The sequence below is a fragment of the Ancylobacter koreensis genome, from assembly GCF_023016525.1.
Classification (GTDB): domain Bacteria; phylum Pseudomonadota; class Alphaproteobacteria; order Rhizobiales; family Xanthobacteraceae; genus Ancylobacter; species Ancylobacter koreensis.
The window spans coordinates 1-21,140 of sequence record NZ_JALKCG010000005.1; the positions used below are offsets into that span (position 1 = coordinate 1).

The 21,140-nt window shown below is 69.1% G+C and carries 16 protein-coding genes; 11 read left to right on the plus strand and 5 right to left on the minus strand.

Annotation, left to right across the window (positions count from 1 at the left end; translation table 11 throughout):
* Positions 1-427: 427 nt before the first annotated feature.
* The 4 genes from MWN33_RS12805 to MWN33_RS12820 form a co-directional block, all read right to left on the minus strand.
* Positions 428-2,869, minus strand: a complete 2,442-nt coding sequence (locus tag MWN33_RS12805) for a glycosyltransferase (RefSeq protein WP_247201266.1) — start codon at positions 2,867-2,869, stop codon at positions 428-430.
* 241 nt (positions 2,870-3,110) lie between these two features.
* Positions 3,111-3,935 carry a phosphonate ABC transporter, permease protein PhnE gene (phnE, locus tag MWN33_RS12810; RefSeq protein WP_247201267.1) on the minus strand — a complete coding sequence of 275 codons (825 nt, stop codon included), beginning with the start codon at positions 3,933-3,935 and terminating at the stop codon, positions 3,111-3,113.
* Positions 3,928-4,797, minus strand: coding sequence for a phosphonate ABC transporter ATP-binding protein (locus tag MWN33_RS12815; protein ID WP_247201268.1), 870 nt, complete (start codon positions 4,795-4,797; stop codon positions 3,928-3,930). The genes phnE and MWN33_RS12815 overlap by 8 nt, the downstream gene beginning before the upstream one ends.
* A 91-nt stretch (positions 4,798-4,888) precedes the next feature.
* Positions 4,889-5,746, minus strand: coding sequence for a PhnD/SsuA/transferrin family substrate-binding protein (locus MWN33_RS12820; protein ID WP_247201269.1), 858 nt, complete (start codon positions 5,744-5,746; stop codon positions 4,889-4,891).
* 106 nt (positions 5,747-5,852) lie between these two features.
* On the opposite strand from MWN33_RS12820, the gene MWN33_RS12825 reads away from it, so the two are divergent.
* Positions 5,853-7,049: an alpha-D-ribose 1-methylphosphonate 5-triphosphate diphosphatase gene (locus tag MWN33_RS12825; protein WP_247201270.1), complete on the plus strand. Its 1,197-nt coding sequence runs from the start codon at positions 5,853-5,855 to the stop codon at positions 7,047-7,049.
* A gap of 4 nt (positions 7,050-7,053) precedes the next feature.
* A complete protein-coding gene (phnF, locus tag MWN33_RS12830) occupies positions 7,054-7,830 on the plus strand; it encodes a phosphonate metabolism transcriptional regulator PhnF (protein WP_247201271.1) in 777 nt (258 codons plus the stop codon).
* Between the two features lie 13 nt (positions 7,831-7,843).
* Here phnF and MWN33_RS12835 read toward each other — a convergent pair whose 3' ends face one another.
* On the minus strand, positions 7,844-8,623 hold the full coding sequence (locus MWN33_RS12835) for a DeoR/GlpR family DNA-binding transcription regulator (RefSeq protein WP_247201272.1): 780 nt from the start codon (positions 8,621-8,623) through the stop codon (positions 7,844-7,846).
* Between the two features lie 179 nt (positions 8,624-8,802).
* Here MWN33_RS12835 and MWN33_RS12840 point away from each other — a divergent pair, with 179 nt between their 5' ends.
* The 9 genes from MWN33_RS12840 to MWN33_RS12880 all read left to right on the plus strand — a co-directional run bounded on the left by MWN33_RS12840 (position 8,803) and on the right by MWN33_RS12880 (position 21,102).
* Complete coding sequence (locus tag MWN33_RS12840) at positions 8,803-9,771, plus strand: ABC transporter substrate-binding protein (protein WP_247201273.1); 969 nt, start codon at positions 8,803-8,805, stop codon at positions 9,769-9,771.
* 80 nt (positions 9,772-9,851) lie between these two features.
* Positions 9,852-10,907 carry a quaternary amine ABC transporter ATP-binding protein gene (locus tag MWN33_RS12845; RefSeq protein ID WP_247201274.1) on the plus strand — a complete coding sequence of 352 codons (1,056 nt, stop codon included), beginning with the start codon at positions 9,852-9,854 and terminating at the stop codon, positions 10,905-10,907.
* Entirely contained in the window at positions 10,904-12,904 is a 2,001-nt protein-coding gene (locus tag MWN33_RS12850) for an ABC transporter permease (RefSeq protein ID WP_247201275.1), read from the plus strand. The genes MWN33_RS12845 and MWN33_RS12850 overlap by 4 nt, the downstream gene beginning before the upstream one ends.
* Positions 12,901-13,776: a phosphotransferase gene (locus MWN33_RS12855; RefSeq protein ID WP_247201276.1), complete on the plus strand. Its 876-nt coding sequence runs from the start codon at positions 12,901-12,903 to the stop codon at positions 13,774-13,776. The genes MWN33_RS12850 and MWN33_RS12855 overlap by 4 nt, the downstream gene beginning before the upstream one ends.
* Positions 13,777-13,823: 47 nt before the next feature.
* Positions 13,824-16,274 (plus strand): GcvT family protein, encoded by a 2,451-nt coding sequence (locus MWN33_RS12860; RefSeq protein WP_247201277.1) that lies wholly within the window; start codon positions 13,824-13,826, stop codon positions 16,272-16,274.
* Entirely contained in the window at positions 16,271-17,494 is a 1,224-nt protein-coding gene (locus MWN33_RS12865; protein WP_247201278.1) for an NAD(P)/FAD-dependent oxidoreductase, read from the plus strand. The genes MWN33_RS12860 and MWN33_RS12865 overlap by 4 nt, the downstream gene beginning before the upstream one ends.
* A gap of 11 nt (positions 17,495-17,505) precedes the next feature.
* Entirely contained in the window at positions 17,506-18,426 is a 921-nt protein-coding gene (locus MWN33_RS12870; RefSeq protein ID WP_247201279.1) for a phosphotransferase, read from the plus strand.
* A gap of 160 nt (positions 18,427-18,586) precedes the next feature.
* Entirely contained in the window at positions 18,587-19,516 is a 930-nt protein-coding gene (locus MWN33_RS12875) for an alpha/beta fold hydrolase (protein WP_247201280.1), read from the plus strand.
* Entirely contained in the window at positions 19,513-21,102 is a 1,590-nt protein-coding gene (locus tag MWN33_RS12880; protein ID WP_247201281.1) for a rhodanese-like domain-containing protein, read from the plus strand. The genes MWN33_RS12875 and MWN33_RS12880 overlap by 4 nt, the downstream gene beginning before the upstream one ends.
* Positions 21,103-21,140: the final 38 nt, after the last annotated feature.

Sequence of the window (21,140 nt, forward strand, 5' to 3'; positions counted from 1 at the left end):
CCGCCGAGACGCCCCGCTCCTTGATCAGCCGAACCGCTTCAACCTTGAACTCCCGCGAAAACTTCCGTCGCTGCATCTGCCACCTCCGGCTTCATGAAACACCCAATCTCGGTGTCCACGAAACCGGCAGAAGGCCTCATCTTCTATCCCAGTCCCTCGAGAGCACCGGCATCGGGCTGGCCGTTCTGAGTGATCCGGACTCGATCGCGTATTACGGGGGCTACTGGAACTATCTCGGCATGGAGTTCGGGCGGCCGACGCTGATGATTGTAAGGCCGTTTCCCCCGAACGGCTCCACGGGGGACCGGCCGGCGGGCCGACCCGGCTGCGGCTTCCGCTCCCGCCCGTCCCCTGTGGCGACGGTAGCCCCCATTTTCAGCGTCCATGCCCGATACCTCTCGTTGCTCCGGCCCTGAGAGACGCGTCGCTAGAGGGATGGGTTAGGATCGAGGCCCACCCCCTGGACGATCGCCTTCATGCGGGCGATGCCGCCGTCGAAGCTGTGGTGCTCACGCATGCGCTGCAGCCCGCCAAGGGAAAGCTGTTGCCAAAGCTCCTCGTCCCGGTAGGCCCGAACCACGAGCTTGGCGAATTCGCCGGGATCATCGGCGACAAGAATGCCGCCCTCCTCGTCGAGCTTCATCCCCTCGGCTGCCGCTGACGTGCAGATACAGGGAACGCCGTGGCATAAACTTGAGATAACCTTGCCTTTCGAGCCGGCACCATACCGCAATGGCGCGACGGTCAGTCGAAGACCTTCGAACGCCTCCTGAAGATCCGCGACATGACCCACGGGAACAAGTCCCGGATCGCTCCGTCGCCGCAGTTCGTCGGGCATGTCCGCGCCCATCAGATGGAATTGCACATCCGGCAGTTCGCGCCGAACGAGGGGCCATACTGAATCCAGAAAATACCCGACAGCGTCGAGATTGGGCAGATGCCTGTAGCCGCCGATGAAACCAATATGGCGTCGCGCCGCGAAATCCCGCCGCCGGCCGGGAATGTCCCGGACAAGCCGAACCTCGTGGACGGTTGCGCCGGGCACTTCGTCTTCGAGGAGCTTCAACTCCTCATTCGAGACAACGATAGCCGCATCGGCAAGCCGGATCAGGTCCAGCTCCCTTTCGCGCGTGCGAAGGGCTGCGTCGATCTTGACGCGATTGCCTTCGAGATGACCCTCCCGTTGCTCCCTGAGAAAATGAAGGTCCACCGTGTTGAATATAATCTTGGAGTTGCGACTGCGCGCGCGGATGACTTCAAGAAACTGTCCACCATGATACACTCGCGACAGAAAAGCGAGTTCGAACTGACTTATATTTGATCGTATGAACTCATATATACTTGGCGCCAAGGTATCATCTACGACAGTGACGCCCGTGTTCTCAAACTGCTCCTTGGCCGCCCGCGCCATCTCATCGAGCGCGGTGGATTGAAAATGGGTCGTTGCCGCAAAGTAGACATGGTATCCCATCCGCTGGAAGATGCGGACGAAATTGATCGCGTCGAGCGATCCGGAATCGCGGTCCGGCGTCGGGTAGGCGCTGTCGATGACAAGAACGCACCGGCTGCCCTCGGGCACCAGCTTCCCCGTGCGGGGACGATCGGACGGATCGGCGGAGGTCTCCGATGAACCGCCAGCGCTGGAAAAGGTTGGGAAGGGCGGATGCTCGGGAGGCTGACGATAGGCCTTCGGCAGCGCCAAATAGGCGTCGCCTTCCATCCATTGCCGGAACGGCGATCTGGGGACGCCCTTGCTGATGACCCAGGACCGGAAGATGCCGCGCGGCTTGCCGTCGGCGTGGAACAGCAGACGGCGCAAACCGCCGGTCGGCTTGCCGTTGCGCCGAAAAAACAACCGTCCGAGAACCGAGCGCCGGTCAACGGCCGCCGGGCCGGGTGAGTGCTCCAACACCCTCAGGCGCTGTTGAGTGGTGCGCAACTCCTCCAGAATGCCGTCGAATATGAACTGCTGCTGCGCCGCGAAGTTGGCCAGAAGCTGGGCGTCATCGAGAGGAGGCGGTTGCGTGCCCGCACCCGCCTCCTCCTCGCGATACCACCGCAGAACCTCGATCAGCCCGGATGCGCGCACGAGCAAGGGGGCGTGCAGCAGGCTCGGCAGCAGGTTTGGCAGCTTGATCGACGGCGCAATGACCTCGTCGTAATGGCGCCGGGCGTCGTCGATATGGGCGACGAACTCGCAGGGAATGTTGAGCGATTCCGAGATGTCGCGCCACTTGAAGGGCAGGTCGATCGTGTCGGCGCGCCAATAGGCGAACGGCCTGCGATAGGCCGCCGCGACCAGGCAGGCGTGCATGGCCGAGCCCAATACAAAATCGGCCGAGAAAATGGCGTCGATGACATCGGTCAGCGCCTTCTCGTTGTTCTCGACATTTGGCCGCACAACAAGGTCGCAGCCAGAAGCGGCAAGAAGAGCCTGATCGTCTCGCTTGTCGTGGAAATGGGGCACACAGATGGACTTGCCCGCCAGCCAGTCCAGCTTCCGCGGGCGGTAGAGCGCCGGCATAAGAAAGGCCGGATCCCCCTGCGGCACGAAGGCGCCAAGTGCCAGTTCGGCAGCGCTGAGCGGCCCTCGCACCGCTTGAACCTCGACGGCAGGCCAGTTCTCGCGCGAAAGCCCTCCAGCTTCGCGGACGCCGCATCCCCAGAAAACCACGGGATGATCGGACTGCGCCCGCAGCGGGACGAACATGTCGTCCATCACGCTGCCTACAATGTGGACGCCTGAAACACCGGCGCGATAGCCGAAGAAGAGACGCGATACGAGATATTCCGACAGGAAGTCACCGAAATTCTGCGTATCTTCGCCCTTCAGCCAATAAAGAACGTTGGATCTATTCGAGAATTTCATATCGGCGCAGCCACGGGGTTTGCAAACGCACAGCCAACCGCAGCGTTCTTAGCCTAGAAATTGTATGTCGATAAGTTCTATTGGCTCATCTTCCGACGCCCTCAGGGAGCTCGCATCCCTTCGCGCGATTGGCCCCGCGGGTGCCCCGCCGCCCGGGTCGGCGGAAGCGCGCGGCTTCAATCCGTCCCGGGAGCAAGGCATTGGCGCGGATGCCCTGCCCGGATCATCGTCCCTCTACCGCCTACTGGAACTTGGCGCGTAGCCGGTCGGTCAGCAGCTCCATCACCAGCACGATGGCGAAGATGGCGAGGATGATGGCGGAGGCGTTGCGGTACTGAAACAGGTCGAAGGCGACCTTCAGCTCCTGCCCGATGCCGCCCGCGCCGACGAGGCCGAGCACCACGGAGGAGCGCACCGCCTTCTCCAGCGCAAAGAGCGAGGAGTTGATCAGCGTCGGCATCACGTCCGGCAGGATCGCCCCGCACAGCACCGTCACGCGGTTGGCGCCGATGGCGTGCAGTGCCTCCTGCGGCTTCATGTCGGCCTCCTCCATCGCCTCGGCGAAGAAGCGCCCGCAGAAGCCGATCGTGTCGACCACGATGGTCATGGTGCCCGCCACCGCCCCCAGCCCTAGCGTGGAGACGAAGAGCAGCGCCCAGACGAGATCGGGCACGGTGCGGAACAGCGAGACCAGCGCGCGCGGAAGCTGGCGGAACACGCCGAGCGGGGAGATGCCGCGCGCCGCCAGCCAGCCCACCGGCAGGCTGAGGATCACGCCGAACACCGTGCCGACCAGCGCGATCTGCAGCGTCTCGACGATGCGCCAGCCCATGCGCTGAAGAAAGCCCGGATCGGTGTTGGGCGGCAGCATGCGCCCGACCAGCTCGGCCATGCGCGGCGCGCCGGCGGCGAGCTTCTCGGGCGCCGGCGCCACCTGCCCGACCGAGGCGAGGAACACCGCGCCGAACACCACCAGCAGCGTGAAGGACACCGGCGAGATCGACGGCAGGCGCGGCGGAAGCCCGGCGCTACGCATCGAAGCGCTGTGCACGGAAGCGCTACGCATGGAGCAGCCCTCCCGCGTTCGCGCCCTGCGCCGCCGGAATGTCCGGGGCGCCCTCATCGGCAAAGGCGCCGTGGGTGAACACCTCGTCCATGTCGCGCGCCCTCACCTGCGCCGTCGGCAGGTCGAAATGCACCTGGCCCGCCCGGAGCGCGATCACCCGGTCGGAATAGTCGAGCGCGTGCTTCATGTCGTGCGTGGTGTAGACCAGCGTGATGCCGTGCTCGCGCGCGAGATCGGAGAAGATGGTCATGATCTCGCGGCCCACGGCGGGATCGAGGCTGGCGGCCGGCTCGTCGGCGATCATCAGCTTGGGCCGGCGGATCAGCGCGCGGGCGATGGCGACGCGCTGTGCCTGCCCGCCGGAAAGCTGGTCGGCACGGGCACCGGCGCGCTCGGCAAGGCGCACCTCGGCCAGCGCCTGCATCGCCTCCTCGCGCCATTCGCGGCGGGCGATGGCGTGGTGGAAGGCGCGCCAGCTTCCCGGCAGGCCGAGCTTGCCCTGCACCACATTGGTGAGCACCGACTGGCGCCCGACGAGGCCGTGGTTCTGGAACACGAAGCCGATCTGCCGGCGCAGCCGCCGGAGCTGGGCCGGGCTCGGCGCGGTGGAGAAGCTCTCGCCCAGCGTCATGATCTCGCCGCCGGTCGAGGGCAGCAGGCCGATCAGGCATTTCAGCAGGGTCGACTTGCCCGCCCCGTTGGAGCCGATGAGCGCCACGCGCTGGTCGGCGCTTATGTCGAGATGGACCCCGGCGAACACCGCCTGCCCGTTGGGATAGGTCTTGGAGAGCCCGCGCGTGCGGATCACCTGGGCGGGGATCACCTGGGCAGGGATCGGCTGCACCATGCCGGCCGGCTGCATGTCGGTCTCCGGGAAAGGGATGAGAGGGAGCCGCTGAAAGAACGATGCCGCGCCGGACGGGGCGGACCCGTCCGGCGCGGCAGTGCCGGGATCACTCGACGAAGCTGGTGAAGCTCTCGATGCCGATGGTGCGGTACATCGAGCGGACATAGTCGTAGTCGCTGTCCTTGATGTCGGTGATGAAGATGCCGCCCTTGAACTTCTGGTTGTCCTCGCCCTTGAGCACGGCGCTCATCAGCTCGTTGCCATGCTTGAGGAAGGCGTCACGCACCTTCACGAACACGTCCTCGGGGATGTCCTTGCGGGCGACGAGGATGTCGTTCGGCAGGTCGCGGCCGCGCGCCACCACCGCGAAGGCAGCGTTGGGGAACGCCTTGCGGATGGAGTTGAGGTGGCCGTAGTTCAGGCCGATGGCGGCGATGTCGCCGCGGATCAGGGCTTCCGCCGCGACGTTGCGGGAGATGATCACGCCCTCATAGTCCTTGCCGTACAGGATGCCGAAATCGGTGAGCACCTGCGCGGGCCCGAGATGCTGCGAGGTCGAGCCGACCGAGCCGAAGGCGACCTTCTTGCCCTTGAGGTCCTCGACCGTGCGGATCGGGCCGTTGGCGAGCACGGCGATCTGCGCGAAATAGTCCGGGCGCTGCCAGGCCACGACGATGCGCGGATTGCTCAGCTCCTTCATGACGACATATTCCGCCGGGCCGGTGAGCACCAGCTCGACATGGCCGGAATTCATCGCCTCGACGGCGGCGGTGCGCGAGCTCACCGGGATCAGCTCGATGTCGAGCCCGGTGAGCTTCTCCAGTTCCTTCTGGAAGCCGCCGAACTCCTGCTGGAGCGCTTCCAGCCCCTCAATGTCCGTCACCGCGAAGCGGACAGGCTCGGCCACCGCGGTGAAAGCCGTCGCCAGCGTGATGGCGAGGGCGGAAACAAGCGTGCGAAACATTTTCTGTCCTTTGCTGTATAGACAGGAACTTCGATGCCTGATTATCTGTATAGACAGCAGATGACGGGTTCGTGACACTGTGACGGCAGGGCAGCGGGTGAAGGCGATGGGTTCGGTAATGAACGGCTGGCGGATCGAGAACGGGCGGACGCTTACGGAGCGCGGCTGGAGCGAGGCGTCGCTGCATGTCGCCGGCGAAGCGCTGGCCGAGGACGACGCAGGCGCGCCGCGCCGCATCGACGCCTCCGGCCTGCTCGTCCTGCCCGGCATGGTCGACGTGCATGGCGACGCCTTCGAACGCCATCTCATGCCTCGCCCCGGCGTGCGCTTCGACACCACGCTGGCGCTGCGCGACACCGACCGGCAGCTCGTCGCCAACGGCATCACCACCGCCTTCCACGGCGTCACCGTCTCCTGGGAGCCGGGTCTGCGCTCGGTGGAGGCGGCGCGCGCCTTCGTCGCCGCGCTGATGGCGCGGCGCGGTTCGCTGAGCTGCGACACCCGCCTGCACCTGCGCTGGGAGACCTTCGCGCTCGACGCCGCCGCCGAGGTGGCGGAATGGCTGAAGCTCTCCCCCGCGCCCATCCTCGCGCTCAACGACCACACCACCGGCTCGGTGCTGAAGGGCACCATTGCCCGCAAAATCGGCCAGATGGCCGAGCGCGCCGGCATCGGCCGCGAGGACTACATGGCGCTGCTCGACCGCGTGTGGGGCCGGCGGGACGACGTGCCGGCCGCCATCGCCGCGCTGGCGCGGGCCGCGCGCGACAACGGCAACGTGCTGCTCGCCCATGACGAAAGCTCCCCGCAGGAGCGGGAGCATTTCCGCGCGCTCGGCGCCGTCGCCTCGGAATTCCCGATGACGCAGGAAACCGCTGAGGCCGCCCGCCTCGCCGGCGAGGACATCATCCTAGGCGCCCCCAATGTGGTGCGCGGCGGCAGCCATAACGGCGCGCTCGACGCCGCGCAGGCGATCCGCGAGGGCCGCTGCACCGTGCTGACCAGCGATTACCACTACCCCTCGCCGCTCTACGCCGCCTTCAAGCTGGCGGCGGGCGACATGGAGGCGCTCGCCACCTATTGGCCGCTGGTCTCGCGCAACCCGGCCCGCGTCGCCCGCCTCTCCGATCGCGGCACGCTCGCCCCCGGCCGGCGCGCCGACCTCCTCCTCGTCGACGCCTCGGACATGGCGCATCCGGAAGTGGTGGCGACCATGGTGGCGGGCCGAATCGTCTATGCTCGGCGCGCGCTCGACCATCGGGCGACGTCGGTAAATCCGGCGCTCGCGAGCGCGGCGGAGTGAGGGCGTGAACAGGAGCGTGCGGTCCCAGCCCGCCCGGCAGGGCGACGTCAGCGGCTTCGACGGGCTGGTGTTCCGCCCGCGCAGCGACACGCCGATCTGGCAGCAGATCTACGACTACATATTGTCGCTGATCGACAGCGGCTGGCTGCAGCCCGGCAGCCAGCTTCCCGGCGAGGTGCATCTCGCCGAAAAGCTCGGTGTCACCCGCATCACGCTGCGCCGCGCGCTCCAGCAGCTCCAGCAGGAGGGGCATCTCACCTCGCGCAAGGGCGTCGGCGTCTTCGTGCGCGCCCTGCCCTCGGCGCTGGTGGTGCGCGACGGCAGCCGCTTCGCCGAGAGCCTGCGCGCCGACGGCAAGAGCGTCACCACCCGCACGACGTTTCTTGAGGCCGAATTCGCCGACGCGGCGGCGGCCGAGCACCTGCGCCTGCCGCCCGGCGCGCCGGTGATCCGCCTGCGCCGCGTGCGCGCCGCCGACGGCCAGCCGATCCACATTTCCACCAAGGTCTTCCCCGCCGCTCTGCTGCCGGACTTCGAGACCGTCTATTCCCGCCGCCAGTCGGTGACGGACGTGTTCATCGCGCACGGAATCCAGAAATACCGGCGGCTGGAGACCCGCATCAGCGGCGGCTTCGCCACTCCCGACGAGGCCAGCCTGCTGGCGCTCACACCCGGCACGCCGGTGTTCCGCACCAGCTCGATCAACACCGATGCGAACGGCAACCGCCTCGAATGGGGCCTCGGTTGCTGGCTGCTGACCTCGGTCGACTTCGTGTTCTGACGAGCGGGGACGCTTAGCCCACAGGCGGCGCCACCACCAGCTCGATGCCCGCCCCGGTGATCCACTGGCGGTCGCCCGGCTCCGGCTCGCGGTCGGTCACCAGCACGTCGATGGCCCCCGGCGCGCAGATGCCGACGGCGGCGCGGCGGCCGAACTTGGAATGGTCGGCCACCACCAGCGACTGGCTCGCCGCCTCGATCATGGCGCGGGCGATGCGCGCCTCGTCGAGGTCGAAATCCATGAAGGCGCCCTCCTCGTCCATTCCGGCGACGGAGAGGATGGCGAGGTCGGCGCGGAACTGGCGGATGAAGGCCAGCGCTTCCGGCCCCACCGCCGCCGCGAGGTCGGCGCGCAACTCGCCCCCCGCCATGTAGACGCGGTTGCCCTCGCGCCCGACGAGGTGGCGGGCGATCTCCAGCGAATTGGTGACGACGGTCAGGTCGCGCCGCTGAGTCAGCGCCTCGGCCACATAGGCGGTGGTCGAGCCGGTATCGATGAGCAGCACCTGCCCGTCACGCACCCGCGCCGCCACCGCCGCGCCGAGCGCCCGCTTGGCGGCGGCGTTCACCCGCATGCGGCGGTCGAACGGCGCCTCGCTCCCCGGCCCGGCCCAGGCGACGCCGCCATGGGCGCGGGTCAGCACCCCGCCGTCGACAAGGGCGCGCACGTGGCGGCGCACCGTCTCGTCGGAGACGCCCAGCTTCTCGGCGAGCACGCTGATGCGGCTGAACCCGTCCTCGCGCACCGCCTCGATGATCGCCGCCTGCCAGCGCGTTGGGTGCGGAACGTTCATTCACATGCCTCCGATGTGGGCATGTTGTGGGGGTGGCGCGATGAAATCAACAAATTTGAGGTTCTGATGTTGATTTTCGTTGGAATGGCATTGATCCTGCAGCGTGACGGCCGTCGCAGAAACAGGCGTCAGGAAACCGGCGCCCAACAGGCCGCACCTTCCAGCTCGGGAGTTCCCTCATGGTTTCTCTGTTCCGACGCCGATCCGTTTCACGCCTCGCTGCCGCGAGCCTCGTCGCCCTCGGCCTCGCCGCCGGCACCGCGCAGGCCAAGGTGGAATCCAACGACCCGATCAAGATCACACTGCACGACTGGACGGGCGAGCTTATCAGCGCCCGCATCATCGGCGAGGTGCTCAAGAAGGCGGGCTACAATGTCGATTACGTGCAGGCCGACTATCTCGCCCAGTTCGCCGGGCTGAAGACCGGCGACCTGCATCTCGCCCCGGAGATCTGGGCCACCACCGGGCAGGAGGCGCTCGACGAGGGCGTGAAGTCCGGCAAGGTCGAGAATCTCGGCGAGACCGGCATGATGGCGATCGAGGAATGGTGGTTCCCCGATTACATGAAGGAAAAGTGCCCCGGCCTGCCGGACTGGCAGGCGCTCAAGAAGTGCGCCGCCGAATTCTCCGCCCCCGAGACCGCGCCGAAGGGCCGCTATCTCGGCGGCCCCGTCACCTGGGGCGGCTTCGACGAGGAGCGGGTGAAGGCGCTCGACCTCGATTTCGAGGTGGTGCACGCGGGCACCGACGCGGCGCTGTTCGCCGAACTGCAGAGCGCCTATGACCGCAAGGCGCCCATCGTGCTGTGGATCTACGCGCCGCACTGGGCGCCGATCAAGTACAAGGGCGAGTTCGTCAATTTCCCGCGCTACGAGCCGGCCTGCTACACCGATCCCGCCTGGGGCTCCAACAAGGAGGCCACCCATGATTGCGGCAAGCCGCGCGGCCCGATCTGGAAGGCCGCCTGGGCGGGGCTGAAGGACAAGTGGCCGGGCGCCTATTCGACCATCAAGGACGTCAAGATCGACAATAACGAGATGGGCGCCCTCGTCGCCCGCGTCGATCTCGACGGCGAGAAGGTCGAGGCGGTGGTCGACGACTGGATCGCCAAGAACGAGGCGCGCTGGAAGGGCTGGCTGCCGAAGTAGCCCGGCCGGACTGACCGCTCTCCCGCTTCGACGGCCGGCGCCCCGGTGCCGGCCGTCCTCTCCCGCCTCACTCACGGAGCATGCCCGTGCCGTCGTCCGCGGACGCCCCCGTCCTCGCCTGCCGTCACGTCTCGAAGCTGTACGGCCACGGCGCCGCGCGCTTCCTCGACGGGCGCGCCGCCCCGGAGGAAATGGCCGCTGCCGGCGTCATCCCCGCCGTCATCGACGTCAATCTCGCCATCGGCCGGGGCGAGACCTTCGTCATCATGGGCCTGTCCGGCTCGGGCAAGTCGACGCTGGTGCGCTGCCTCGCCGGGCTGATCGAGCCGACCGGCGGCGAGGTGCTGTTCGAGGGCCGCGACCTGTTCGCCCTGCCCGAGCGCGAGCTGATCCAGCTGCGCCGCCACAGGATGGGCATGGTGTTCCAGCATTTCGCGCTGCTGCCCCACCTCACCGTGCTCGGCAACGTCGCCTTTCCGCTCGACGTGCAGGGCATGCCGAAGGCGCAGCGCGAGGCGCGCGCCCGCGAGATGATCGAGCTGGTCGGCCTCAAGGGCCGCGAGGCCTATTTCCCGCGCGAATTGTCCGGCGGCCAGCAGCAGCGCGTCGGCATCGCCCGCTCGCTCGCCGCCGACCCGGAGCTGTGGTTCCTCGACGAGCCGTTCTCGGCGCTCGATCCGCTGATCCGCCGCGAGATGCAGGACGAGCTGAAGCGCCTGCAAGCCATCCTCAACAAGACCATCGTCTTCATCACCCATGATTTCGACGAGGCGGTGCGCCTCGCTGACCGCATCGCCATCATGAAGGACGGACGGCTGGTGCAGGTGGGCACCGCCGAGGAGCTGATCCTCCATCCCGCCAGCGACTATGTGCGCGCCTTCACCCGCGACGCGCCGCGCGCCAAGATCCTCACCGCCCGCGCCATATTGCGCACGCCCGGCCCGGACGAGGCCGGCATCGCCGGCATGGTGCCCGCCTCGACGCCCATCGCCGGCTTCGCCCAGCAGGTGGAGGCCACCGACAAGCCCTTCGCCGTGGTGGAGGACGGGCGCATCCTCGGCGTCATCGACCGCCGCGCCATGATGGACGTGCTGGTGGGGCGCGACCTTGCCGGTCCGGCGGAGCCCGGCCCATGAGCGCCCCGGCGCTGGAGGCGGCCCCGCCGCTGGCGCGCCCGCGCGCCGCCGCGCTGCTGTGGCCGGTGGTCGGGGCGATCACGGCGCTCCTCGTCCTGCTCCCCACCTCCGCCCTGCCGGGCTGGATGTGGAAGCTGCCCCCCTCGTGGAAGCTGCCGCTGGCGGGAGAGGTTTCGGCCTTCGTGAAGTGGCTGGTGGACAGTGCGGCCCTCGGCCCGCTCGCCTTCATCGACCTCACCCGCGCCATCGCCTGGGTGCTGGACTGGCCGCTGGCGCTCGCCCGCGCGCTGCTGGTCGCCGGCTTCACCACCGGGCAGGGCTCGCAGGCGGTGCAGTGGTTCCCGCCGCTGCCCTGGTTCGCCGTGGTCTTCCTCGCCGTGGCGCTCGCCGCGCGGGTGGGCGGGTGGCGGCTCGCCCTGCTGATGGGCGCGGGGCTCGGCTACCTCCTCGTCTTCGGCCAATGGGCGAGCGCCATGGTCACGCTCGCCTCCGTCCTCGTCGCGGCACCGCTGGCAGTGGCGGGCGGGCTGATGGTGGGCATCGCCTGCCACCGCTCGCCGCGCGCGGAGAAGGCGATCACCCCGCTGCTCGACCTCGCCCAGACCGTGCCGGTCTTTGCCTATCTGGTGCCGATCCTCGTGCTGTTCGGCTTCGGACCGGTGTCGGCGATGATCGCCACTATCCTCTACGCGCTGCCGCCCATGGTGCGCATCGCCGCCGCCGCCTTCCGCGCCGTGCCGGAGGAGGTGGTGGCGCTCGCCCGCATGAGCGGCTGCACGCGCCGGCAGTTCACCTGGAAAGTGCTGGTGCCCACCGCCAGGCCCGCTTTGATGCTCGGCGTCAATCAGGTGATCCTGCTCACCCTCAACATGGTCATCATCGCCTCGATGATCGGCGCCGGCGGGCTGGGGTACGACGTGCTCACCGCGCTGCGCCGGCTCGCCATCGGCGCGGGTATCGAGGCGGGGCTCGCCATCACCGTGCTCGCCATACTGCTCGACCGGCTGGCGCAGGCGATGGCGCGCGCCAGCGAGCGCGGCCGCCACCACGGCGCGCGCGCGCCCCGCCGCTATTGGCTCCCCGTGCTCGCCGTCAGTGCCGCGTTGTGGCTCGCCGCTTTCCTCGCCCCGCCGCTGGCGACTTTCCCGGACAGCCTCCAGCTCTCCACCGCCGCGTGGTGGGACGAGTGGGTGCGCTGGATCAACATCACCTTCTTCGACACGCTCGACGCCTTCAAGAACGCGGTGCTGCTGAACCTGCTGGTGCCGGTGAAGCGCTTCATGCTGGCGCTGCCCTGGCCGTGGGTCGCCCTCGTCGCAGCATTCGCCGGCTGGCGCGCGGGCGGGGCGGGGCTGGCGCTCGGCGCGCTGGCGGGAGTGCTGTTCATCGTCTTCGTCGGGCTGTGGGAATATGCGGCGCTGACGCTCTATCTGTGCGGCGTCTCGGTGCTGGTGGCGGTGACGCTCGGCGTGCCCATCGGCATCTTTGCTTCCGGCCGCGAGCGCCTGTGGCGGGCGGTGGAGGTGGCCATCGACACCCTCCAGACCCTGCCCTCCTTCGTCTACCTCATCCCCATCGTCATGCTGTTCCGCGTGGGCGACTTCACCGCGATGATCGCCATCGTGCTCTACGCCATCGCCCCGGCGATCCGCTACACCGCGCACGGGCTGCGCGGCGTGCCGGCGCCTCTGGTGGAAGCGGGCATCGCCAATGGCTGCACGCGCACGCAGCTCCTCACCCGCATCAAGCTGCCGCTCGCCCTGCCGGACATGCTGCTCGGCGTGAACCAGACCATCATGCTGGCGCTCTCCATGCTCGTCATCACCGCGCTGGTCGGCACGCGCGACCTCGGCCAGGAGGTCTATTCGGCGCTCGCCAAGGCCGATGTCGGGCGCGGCGTGGTGGCCGGCCTCTGCGTCGCCATCATCGCCATGGTCGCCGACCGGCTGATCTCGGCCGCCGCGCTGCGCCTCAAGCGGAGGCTCGGCCTGTCATGAGCGATGCGTCGACGCTCGACAAGGTGCGCGGCCTCGCCTTCTGGCAGGGCAAGGTCGATCCCGTGCCGCTGACCGGGGGCATCACCAACACCAACTTCCTCGTGGAGGACGCCGGCAGGCGCTATGTCGTGCGCGTCGGCGAAGATATCCCCGAGCACGGCATCTCCCGCGCCGCCGAGCTGGCGGCCAGCCGCGCCGCCCATGCCGCCGGGGTGTCGCCCGCCGTGCTTCACGCCGAGCCGGGCATCCTCGTGCTCGACCATATCGACGGCCGCACCTTCGCGGCGGCGGACGTGCGCGCCGATCTCGACCGCGCGGTGGCGCTGGTGAAGCGGGCGCATGAGGGCGTGCAGCTTCATCTGCGCGGCGGGGCGCCGGCCTTCTGGGTGTTCCATGTGGTGCGCGACTATGCGCACCGGCTCGACGCCGCCGGCTTCCGCCTCAAGGCCGAGCTGCCGCGCCTCTTGGCGATCTCCGAAAAGCTGCGCCGCGCCGTCGGGCCGGTCGATCTCGTCTTCGGCCATAACGACCTGCTGCCGGGCAATTTCCTCGACGACGGCAAGAGGCTCTGGCTGATCGACTGGGACTATTGCGGCTTCAACTCGCCGCTGTTCGACCTCGGCGGCCTCGCCTCCAACAACGGCTTCAGCGAGGCGCAGACCGAGCGGGCGCTGACGCTCTATTTCGGCGCCCCGCCGGACGCCGCGCTCACCCGTTCCTTCCGCGCCATGCTCGCCGCCTCGCTGCTGCGCGAGGCGATGTGGAGCATGGTCTCGGAACTCCATTCGAGCATCGACTTCGACTACCGCGCCTACACCGAGGACAACCTCGCCCGCTTCGAGGCCGCGCTCGCGGCCCTCGACGGGCCATGAGCCCCGTTCTGAACCCGCTTGCCCGCGTGCAACGAAATGGACCGCCGATGAGTGCCCCAGACCTTCCCTCCTCCGCCCGCGTCGTCGTCATCGGCGGCGGCATCGTCGGCTGTTCCACCGCCTATCACCTCGGCAAGATGGGCTGGACCGACGTCATCCTGCTGGAGCGCAACAAGCTCACCTCCGGGTCGACCTGGCACGCCGCCGGCCTCGTCGGGCAGCTCCGCACCAGCGCCAACATCACCCAGTTGCTGGGCGAATCCGTCGCGCTCTACAAGCGGCTGGAAGCCGAGACGGGCCTCGCCACCGGCTGGAAGATGAATGGCGGCCTGCGCCTCGCCTGCAACGCCGACCGCTGGACCGAGGTGAAGCGGCAGGCCACCACCGCCAAGAGCTTCGGCCTCGACATGCAGCTCCTCACCCCGAAGGAGGCGCAGGAGCTCTGGCCGCTGATGACGGTGGACGACGTGGTGGGCGCCGCCTTCCTGCCGACCGACGGTCAGGCCAACCCCTCCGACATCACGCAGGCGCTCGCCAAGGGCGCGCGCATGGCCGGCGTCACCCTGATGGAGGAGATCGGCGTCGAGGCCATCGAGGTCGAGCTCGGCAAGGTGAAGGCGGTCGTCACCACGCAGGGGCGCATCGCCTGCGAGAAGGTCGTGATCTGCGCCGGCATGTGGTCGCGGGCGCTCGGCAAGCTGGCCGGCGTCAACATCCCGCTCGTCGCCGTGCAGCACCAGTACATGGTGACCGAGCCCATCGAGGGCGTGCCGCGCAACCTGCCGACCCTGCGCGACCCCGACCGCCTGACCTACTACAAGGAGGAGGTCGGCGGGTTGGTGGCCGGCGGCTATGAGCCCAACCCCATCCCCTGGGCGCAGAAGGGCATTCCCGACGGCTTCCACTTCTCGCTGCTGCAGGAGAACTGGGAGCACTTCGAACCGCTGATGAACCTCATGCTCGGCCGCGTGCCGGCGCTGGAGACGGCGGGCGTGCGCCAGCTCATCAACGGGCCGGAGAGCTTCACGCCGGACGGCAACTTCATCCTCGGCGAGGCGCCGGAGGTGAAGGGCGTCTTCGTCGGCGCCGGCTTCAACGCCTTCGGCATCGCCTCGGGCGGCGGCGCCGGCATGGCGCTCGCCGAATGGGTGGCGCGGGGCGAACCGCCCTACGATCTCTGGCCGGTCGACATACGCCGCTTCGGCGCCAATCACCGCGACGAGGGCTGGGTGCGCACGCGCACGCTGGAAGCCTATGCCAAGCACTACACCATGGCCTGGCCCGCCGAGGAGCATGCGAGCGGACGCCCCCTGCGCCGCTCGCCGCTCTACGACCGGCTGAAGGCGGAGGGCGCGGTGTTCGGCGAGAAGCTCGGCTGGGAGCGCGCCAACTGGTTCGCCGGCGAGGGTGACGAGCCGCGCGACCTTTATTCCTTCGAGCGGCCGAACTGGTTCACGGCGGTGGGGCGCGAGCACGCGGCCTGCCGCGAGCGGGCGGTGCTGTTCGACCAGACCTCCTTCGCCAAGTTCGAGATGGTCGGCCCGGATGCGGAGGCCGCGCTGTCGTGGATCTGCGCCAACGACGTCGACAAGCCGCCGGGAACGCTGATCTACACCCAGCTGCTCAACGCCAAGGGCGGCATCGAGTGCGACCTCACCGTCGCGCGGCTGGCGGCCGACCGCTACTACATCGTCACCGGCACGGGCTTCGCCACGCACGACTTCGACTGGATCGCCCGCAACATCCCCGAAGGGCTCGACGCGAAGCTGATCGACGTCACCTCGGCCGGCGCCACGCTCTCGCTGTTCGGGCCGAAGGCGCGCGACATCCTCGCCGCGCTGACGGACGACGACATCTCCAACGAGGGCTTCCCCTTCGGCCGGGTGAAGCGCATCGGCGTCGCCGGAGCGCCGGTGACGGCGCTGCGCGTCACCTATGTCGGCGAACTCGGCTGGGAGCTGCACCTGCCGGTCGAATTCGCCGCCACGGTGTTCGACGCGCTCGTCGAGGCCGGCCGGCCGCATGGCCTCGCGCTGGCCGGCTACCGCGCCATCGAGACGCTGCGGCTGGAGAAGGGCTACCGCGCCTGGGGCGCCGAGATCGGGCCGGACCATTCCCCGCTCGTCGCCGGCCTCGGCTGGGCGGTGAAGCTGAAGTCCAACCGCAACTTCCTCGGCCGCGAGGCGCTGGAGGCGCAGCGCGCCAGGCCGCTGCCGCGCCTGCTCGCCGGCTTCACGGTGGACGATCCGGGCATCGTGCTGCTCGGCCGCGAAACCATCTACCGCAACGGGCGGCGCGCCGGCTGGCTGTCCTCCGGCGGCTTCGGCTACACGCTCGGCAAGCCGGTCGGCTACGGCTATGTCCGCGACCCCGACGGCGTGAACGCCGACTACGTGCTCTCCGGCAGCTACGAGCTGGAGGTGGCGGGCGTGCGCGTGCCGGCCAGCGTCTCCCTCGCCCCCTTCTACGATCCCAAGATGACCAAGGTGAAAGCGTGAGCACGTCGGCGCAAATCGTCATCATCGGCGGCGGGGCAGTCGGCACCGGCGTCGCCCTCCAGCTCGCGGAAGCGGGCTTCAAGGACATTCTGCTGCTGGAGCGGGAATCCTCGCTCTGCGCCGTCACCAGCCCGCAGGCCGCCGGCCTCGTCGGTCAGGTGCGCTCCTCGCTGGAGCGCACCAAGCTCGCCATGTGGTCGGTCGCCACCTTCGCCCGGCTGGAGCGCGAATCCGAGATGAAGCCGAGCTGGCGGCAGACCGGCAGCCTGCGCCTCGCCCAGACCGAGGCGCGCGTCGCCGAGTTCCGCCACATGATGGCGGTGGCGAAGGAGGCGGGGCTGGAGGTGGAGCTGCTCGACGCCCCCGCCGCGGCGAAGCTCTGGCCACATCTCGACTTCGCGGCGGCCAAGGCCATCCTGTTCTGCCCCACCGACGGCTATCTCCAGCCCGCCGATCTCGTCGCCTCCTATCAGCACGAGGCGCGCAAGCTCGGCGTGCGCTTCAAGACCAGCGCCGGCGTTTCCGGCATCCGGCTGGAGAACGGCCGCGTTGCCGGGGTCGTCACGCAGGAGGGCGAGGAGATCGCCTGCGCGATGGCGATCAACGCCGCCGGCGCGCATGGCTACCATGTCGGGCGCCTCGTCGGGCTGGATCTGCCGGTCATCCCGGTGCGCCACCACTACATGATCACCACCTCCACCGACTGGATCCGCCCGGACATGCCGGTGCTGCGCATGCCGGACGGCACGCTCTACGCACGCGCCGACGTCAATGCGCTGCTGATCGGCGGCTGGGAGCCGGAGGCGATGTCGCTCGACCCGCGCAGCTACGGGCTCGGCGACCGGCTGCCCGCCATCGCCGAGGACTGGCCGGTGCTGGCCAATTTCATGGAGGAGTTCCGCCCCTTCGGCGGGCCGCTGTGCGACCAGCCGATCCGTCACGTCTTCACCGGCTGGCCGACCTTCACGCCGGACGGGCGCTTCATCATCGGCGAGAGCAAGCAGGTGCCCGGCTTCGTCTGCGCCGCCGGCTGCAACGCCCATGGCGTCTCGGGATCTGCCGGCATCGGTCGCCACGTGGTCGAGGCGCTGACGGAGAAGGACCCCTCGCCCTATGTGAAAAGCCTGTCGCCGGAACGCTTTGCCGGCGGCTTCGACTGGGACGAGGCGCGGCGCAGGGCGCAGCATATCCTCGAAACCTATTACCATATCGGCCATTGAGGGAGGTGGGGGTGAGCGAGCAAAAGGCCCGGGAGGCGCTCGCCGCCCTCCCCTTCTTCGCCGGGCGCGACGTGTCCGGCGCCACGCTGACCCGCCTCGGCGGGCTCACCAACCTCGTCTACCGGGTCGGGCTCGGGGACGAGGTGTACTGCCTGCGCCTGCCCGGCGCGGGGACCGAGGCCTATATCGACCGCAAGGTGGAGGCGATCAACGCCCGCGCCGCCGCCGCCGCCGGCGTCTCGCCCCCGGTGCTGGCGACCGACGAAGGCGGGTTGATGCTTTCCGCCTTCATCGAGGGCGCCACCACGCTGAGCCCGGAAGGCTTCCGGTCCATCCCCGGTGCGGTCGCGCGGGCGGGCGCGACGCTGCGGCGCCTGCACGACAGCGGCGAGAGCTTCGCCTTCCGCTTCGAGCTGTTCGCCATGATCGACGAGTATCTCGCCGTGCTGGCGAAGCTCGGCGCGCAGCTTCCCGAGGGCTATCACGACGTGGTGGCCGAGGCCGGCGCGGTGCGCGAGGCGCTCGCCGCCCATCCGCTCCCCTTAGCTCCCTGCCATTGCGACCCGCTGTGCGAGAACTTCATCGACACCGGCGCGCGCATGTGGATCGTCGACTGGGAATATTCGGGGATGAACGACCCGATGTGGGACCTCGGCGACGTCTCGGTCGAGGGCGGCTTCGACGCCGCGCAGGACGAGGAACTGCTCGCCGCCTATTTCGGCGGGCCGGCCGGCGCGGCGGATCGTGGACGCATGGTGCTCTACAAGGCGATGTGCGACCTGCTGTGGACGCTGTGGGGCCTGATCCAGCATGCCAACGGCAACCCGGTCGACGATTTCTGGGCCTATGCGGTCAACCGCTTCGAGCGCTGCAAGCGGCTGATGGCCGAACCCGACTTCGCCCGCCATCTCGACGCCGTGCGCCGGGGCTGAGACGCGCCCCGCCATCCGGGACGGCGGCCATCGTCGCCAGAAAGCCGGCAATGTCGGGCGGTTCACGGCGGCTTGCGTCTTTTTACATGACTGCACGGCCAAATTGTTGACAGTTGGCACAAATCGGAGGAAACATCCGGCATCAGAAGAGGAGGCGCCCATGGCCGTCGTAGAAGCCGTTCCCGAGCTCGTTTCGTCCACCCGGCTGATGGAGGGCTTCACCTTCCAGCGCATCGAGACGCGCGGCGCCGAGATCAATGTCGCCACCGCCGGCGAAGGCCCGCCGCTGCTCCTCATCCACGGCAACCCGCTCACGCTGGTGAGCTGGCACAAGGTCGCCCCCTCGCTGGCGCGCGACTTCTCCGTGGTCGCCATCGACATGCGCGGCTATGGCGACAGCTCCAAGCCCTATGGCGGCGAGGACCATTCGGGCTACTCGTTCCGCTCCATCGGCGAGGACGCCTTCGACGTGATGGACGCGCTCGGCCACAAGACTTTCGCGGTCGCCGGCCATGACCGCGGCGCCCGCGTCGGCTTCCGCATGGCGCTGGACCAGCCCGAGCGCGTCACCCGCTACGCCGCGCTCGACATCGTGCCGACCCACCATGTGCTCAACAACATCACGCTGGGCTGGGCGCGCGAGAGCTACCACTGGTTCTTCATGGCCCAGAAGGCGCCCTTCCCCGAGAAGCTGCTCTGCGCCGATCTCGACTATTACATGCGCTACAAGCTCAACAAGAAGGGCGTCGGCCTCGAAATCTTCACCCCCGAGGCGATCGAGGAATATATCCGCTGCGCCACGCCCGAGCAGATCCACGCCGTCTGCGAGGATTACCGTGCGACCATCACCGTCGATCTCGACATGGACACGGCGGAATACGGCAAGCGCAAGATCACCTGCCCGACGATGGTCATCTGGGGCACCAACAGCCATTGCGGCCGCCACTTCAAGCCGGTCGAGGCGTGGTCGGAATGGGCGGACGACCTCGTCGGCCTGCCGGTGCCGACCGGCCATTACCCGGCCGAGCACCGCCCGGACCTCGTCTATGCGGCCTTCTATCGCTTCTTCCGCGGTGAGCCCGTGACATGACCATTGCCCGCGTGACGGCGGAGGCGGCCCGGCGCCGCCTCTTTGCCGGCGGCGAAATCGCGTTCCTGGATGTGCGGGAGGCCGCCGCCTTTGGCGACGGCCATCCGCTTTTTGCGATTCCGTGCGCCTATGGCCGGCTCGAACTGTCGGCAGTTGCCCTCGTCCCGCGCCGCGATTGCCCGCTCCTGCTGGTCGACGACGATGACGGCCTGTCCGAGCGCGCGGCCGAGCGCCTCGCCGCCTGCGGCTACACCGACATCACGGTGGTGATCGGCGGCGTGCCGGCCTGGAAGGCGACCGGCTACGGCATCTTCGCCGGCGTCAACGTGCCGAGCAAGACACTGGGCGAGTTGCTCGAACACGCGCACCATCCCGGCACCATCGACGCCCCGACCTTCGACCAGTGGCGGCGCGAGGGGCGCGAGCACCTGTTCTTCGACGCCCGCCCGCCGGGCGAATACGCCAAGATGCGTATCGAAGGCGCGCGCTGCGTGCCCAATGGCGAGCTGGCCCATCGCCTCGCCGCCGTCGCGCCGGACGAAACGACGCCCATCGTCATCACCTGCGCCGGCCGCACGCGCGGCATTGTCGGCGCGCTGGGGCTGCGGGCGCTGGGCGTGCGCAACCCGGTCTATGCGCTGGAGAACGGCACGCAGGGCTGGGCGCTGGCCGGCTTGCCCCTTGATCGCGGGGCCAAGCCCGATCCGTTCCCCGAGCTCGACGCGGCGGCGAAGGCCGCCAGCCGGGATCGCGCCGAGCGCCTCATCGCCCGTACCGGCCTCGCCCGCACCGACATTGCCGGCGCCGGCGCCCTGCTGGCGCAGGCGGAGCGCACGCCGTTCCTGTTCGACCTGCGCAGCGCACCCGAGCGCGCGGCGCGGCCGGCACCGGGCGCGGTTCCCGCGCTGGCCGGCCAGCTCATCCAGGCCACCGACCAGTATGTCGGCGTGCGCCATGCCCGGCTCGTGCTGATGGACGATACCGGCCTGCGCGCGGCGCTCGCCGGCCTGTTCCTGCGCGCGCTGGGCTTCGAGGTGCATGTGCTGGCGCTCGACGAGGAGCCCGACGTGGCGCCCCCGGCCCCGCCCGCCACCGGGCTGAAGCTGCCGGCTGCGCCGCCGTCGGTCGATCCGCGCGCCGGCTGGGCCCGCGCCTGCCACGGCCTGCCGCTGTTCGACCTGCGCTCCTCCACCGAATGGGAGGTGCGCCGGCTCGCCGGTGCGCGCTGGATGCTGCGCGTCGACCTGCCCGGCCCGCTGCCGGCCGGCACCAAGCGCGTGCTGCTGCAGGGCGAGGAGGGCGTCGTCGCCGGTGCCGCCGCCGATCTCGCCACGCGCGGCATCGCCGCCGAATGGCTGACGCCGGATCTTGAGGCCTGCGCGGCGGCGGGCTGGCCGGTGGAGACCACGCGCCGGCCGCTCAGCCGCGACCGCGCGCTCGACCGGGTGTGGTTCGTCCACGATCGGCACGACGGCAATGCCGAAGCCTCGCGCCGCTATCTCGCCTGGGAGACCGGGCTGATCGCCCAGCTCGACGCCGAGGAGCGCGCCACCTTCGGCACGGTACCCATCGACGCCCTCGCCTGACGGCCGATCCGGACCTCTCGACGCCCCTTCCGCCACCG